Below are 4196 nucleotides of genomic sequence, written 5' to 3' on the forward strand. Positions count from 1 at the left end.
CCCTGAGTGTCGTCGAACAGGCACTGCTTGAGGATCCCGGCGGCGTTTATGGCCGGATGGATTTTGCCACCCGTGATCGCTATCGCCATGCCATAGAAAAGGTGGCCAAAAAGGGCCGCCTCACTGAGGAAGAAGTGGCGCGCAAGGCCGTCGATCTGGCGCGCACAGGCACATTGATCAATGCCGGTAACGGAATCGGCGAACGTGCGCGGCATATCGGGTTCTACCTGATCGACCAGGGCTTGCCGGAACTCGAGCGGGCTGCCGACGTTCGCCTTTCCGGCTTTGAGTTTTTGCGCAGAACGGCAGCCCGCTTTCCATTGCTCCTGTATCTGGGCCCCATCCTGCTGATCACGGCGCTCCTCACCAGGGTGCTGCTGGCGCAGGCTGAAACCGGGTTGCACTTAGCCGCGCTGTCCGCTGCGGTGAATGTCGGCCTGTCGGGTTTATTGCTACTCTTGTTAGGCGTCATCTCGCTGCTGGCCGCCAGTCAGTTGGCCGTAGCGCTGGTGAACTGGCTGGCCACCCTGATGGTGAAACCGCATGCGCTGCCCAGAATGGACTTCTCGAAAGGCATTCCACCGCAATCGCGTACGCTTGTCGTAGTGCCGACCATGCTGACCAGTGCGCAGAACATCGAGCATCTGATCGAGGCGCTCGAAGTCAGGTTTCTGGCAAATCGCGACGATCATCTGCACTTTGGCCTACTGACCGATTTTTGCGACGCCGATCAGGAATCGCTCCCTGCAGACGAGCCGCTCGTGCATCTGGCTCAGGCGAGAATCGACGAGTTGAACGCGAAGTATGTCAGCGATGCCAACCACACCGGCGACGAAATCTTCTTCCTCTTCCACCGCCCGCGACGCTGGAACCCGCAGGAACGAATCTGGATGGGATATGAGCGCAAGCGCGGCAAGCTGGCCGATTTGAATGTACTTCTGCGATCCACCCGCTGTGCAAGTCAGCATGGTGGCGTCAGCGTAGTCGGCGCAGATGTCCGCATTGATTCCGGCATCGATCCCCGCATCGATCCTTTTTCACACCTTGCCGGCAACATTGCCGTCCTCTTCGGCGTAAAGTACGTCATAACGCTCGACACGGATACGCAGTTGCCGCGCGATGCGGCGCGCCTGTTTGTCGGTGCCATGGCGCACCCGCTCAATCGGCCCTGCTACGACGAGGCGAAGCAGCGCGTCGTTGCCGGCTACGGCATCATGCAACCGCGTGTGGCGATCAGTCTGCCGGGGACCCGAAACTCGCGCTATGCGCGACTTTACGGCGGGGAACCGGGCATCGATCCGTATACCCGCGCCGTATCGGATGTCTATCAGGACGTGTTCGGCGAAGGCTCGTTCATCGGCAAGGGAATCTATGATGTCGATGCCTTCGAGCAAGCCCTGGGCAATCGTTTCCCCGAGAATCTGATCCTCAGCCACGATCTGCTCGAAGGCTGTTACGTGCGCGCCGGGCTACTCAGCGATGTACAGTTGTTCGAGGACTATCCGGCACGCTACAGCGCCGATGTGAACCGCCGTTACCGCTGGATTCGCGGCGATTGGCAGTTGGCTGGGTGGCTGCTACGGCAGGTTCCTGGCCGCTCTCGTGCTCGAGATGCCGGCAACTGTGCAGGGCAGGGCGAGGCAGCGAATGGCCCAATGCCGAGCAGGAATGTTGTCAATACCCGGCAAATCAACCCGCTTTCGCTCCTCTCGCAATGGAAGCTGATCGACAATCTGCGGCGCAGTCTGGCCCCTGCAGCGCTGACACTATTGCTGCTGCTCGGATGGACGTTACAGCCATCGGCCGCGTGGTGGACCGTGTCGGTATTGGGCATCCTGCTGATTCCCGGCCTGTTCGCCCTGGTTCTCGATCTGTTGCGCAAACCGGAGGAGGTGCTCTTGCAGCAACACCTCGCCGCTGTGGCACGCTCAGCCATACGGCACGGCCAGCAAGTGGCGTTCGAACTCGCCTGCCTCCCGTACGAGGCCTATTACAGTCTGGACGCCATCGCGCGCACGGCCTGGCGAATGCGGGTGGCACAGCGCCGGCTGCTCGAATGGAATCCGTCGAGCGAGGCCGAGCGCGAAGCGGCGCGCAAATCGGCTGCACAGGGCCACAGCGAAGTCAGTGAACTTGCCGCCTCCTACCGCTCGATGTGGATTGCCCCGGCCATCGCCTGTGCGCTGGCGATCCAACTCGCTAACACGAATCCGGCGGCGCTGGCCGTGGCCGCACCGATTCTGCTCCTGTGGCTGGCCGCGCCGTTCATCGCCTGGTGGATCAGCCGCCCGCTGTCTCGCCGCAAGGCATCCCTGAGCGCCGAGCAGACTTACTTCCTGCGCATGCTGGCGCGGCGGATCTGGGAGTTCTTTGACAGTTTCGTCGGGCCGGAAGACCATTGGCTGCCACCGGACAACATCCAGGAATATCGCACTGCCGCCGTGGCGCACCGCACCTCGCCGACCAACATCGGGCTGGCGCTGCTGGCCAATCTGGCCGCCTACGACTTCGGTTTCATCCCGGCCGGACAACTCGCCCGGCGTACGGCAAATACCCTGCACACGATGGATGGCCTCGAACGCTACCGCGGGCACTTTTACAACTGGTACGACACGCGGACCCTGGAGCCCCTGGCGCCGATGTATATCTCGACGGTGGACAGCGGCAATCTCGCCGGCCATCTGCTCACCCTGCGCGCGGGCCTGCTCGCCGTGGCCGATGACAGGATTATTGGCGCGCGGCTGTTCGACGGCCTGAACGATACATTCAGGATTCTCGAGGATGTTCTCGAAGACGAGGCGGACCGGGTTGTCGCCGGCCTGCTCGTAGCCTTTCGGCATACCCTGGACTCAGTGTCCGCAGCGCGCCCGGATACTCTGGCGGACATGCATGCGAGCCTTGACCGGCTGGAAAGTGGTGCCGCCGGTTTGCTCGCTCCGTTCGCCGGCGCGGTCGACGTCATCGACGATTACGCCCCGGAAATCGAAGAGAAAAGACAGGAAGCCCGAAGATGGGCGCAGGCACTGGACCGCCAGTGCCGGGAGGCGGTGGACGAGCTGACGTTCCTCGCCCCGTGGCTGCTGCTGACGACGGCACCCGGCGGGCTTGCCGCCTGTTTCACCCGGATCGACGAGTTCGCCTCGATCACGGCGATACCCACCCTGCGCGAACTGGCAAGGCTCGATACTGGTCTCCGTCATAAAATCGGGCGACGCCTCGCCGCCGCGACGTCGCCCGGGAAAAATGATTTGACATCCGGGCAACGCGTCTGGCTCGTCGATCTGCAACGCGCCATCCAGGCCGCCAGCGAGCGCGCCAGAGAACGCATGACGGCGATCGATCGGCTGATCGTGCAAACCGGCGATTTCGCACAGATGGAATACGATTTCCTGTTCGACAAGTCGCGTCATTTGTTGAGCATCGGCTACAACGTCGGAGAGCACCGCATGGATGCGGGTTTCTACGACCTGCTGGCTTCCGAAGTGCGCCTTGGCTGCTTCGTTGCCATTGCGCAGGGGCAATTGCCACAGGAGAGCTGGTTTGCCCTCGGGCGCCTGCTCACCGGCACCGGCGGAGACCCGGTTCTCCTGTCCTGGAGCGGATCGATGTTCGAGTACCTGATGCCGCTGCTGGTCATGCCGAGCTATGACAATACGCTGCTCGACCAGACCTGCAAGGCGGCGGTTGCCCGGCAGATCGAGTACGGCAAGCAGCGCGGCGTTCCCTGGGGCATGTCCGAATCGGGCTACAACACCGTCGATGTGCATCTCAATTACCAGTACCGCGCCTTTGGCGTTCCGGGTCTCGGGCTCAAGCGTGGACTGGCCGAAGACCTGGTCGTAGCGCCCTATGCCTCGGTGCTGGCGCTGATGGTGGCGCCCGACGCGGCCTGCCTGAATCTGGAGCGGCTGGCCGGCAAGGGCTTCATGGGGCGCTTCGGCTTCTTCGAAGCGATCGATTACACGCCGGCACGGCAGCGCCGCGGGCAAGCGTGCGTCGTGGTGCGCTCCTTCATGGCGCATCACCAGGGCATGAGCCTGCTCGCGCTGGCCTATCTGCTCCTGGACCGTCCGATGCAGCGGCGCTTCGCTTCCGACCGGCTGTTCCAGGCCGTCATGCTGCTGCTCCAGGAGCGTATTCCCAAGGTCACCGCCTTGTTTTCGCATACGGCCAGACTTTCCGGAGTACGTTCGACG

General features: G+C 62.7%; 1 protein-coding gene. It reads left to right on the forward strand.

All coding sequences use genetic code 11. The features are described from left to right. Positions 1 to 4196, forward strand: a 4196-nt coding sequence (locus JNM42_RS11540; RefSeq protein ID WP_294269743.1) for a glucoamylase family protein, incomplete at both ends; no start/stop codon positions are given.

Origin of the sequence: Propionivibrio sp., from assembly GCF_016790145.1 — a bacterium.
Taxonomy (GTDB): domain Bacteria; phylum Pseudomonadota; class Gammaproteobacteria; order Burkholderiales; family Rhodocyclaceae; genus Propionivibrio.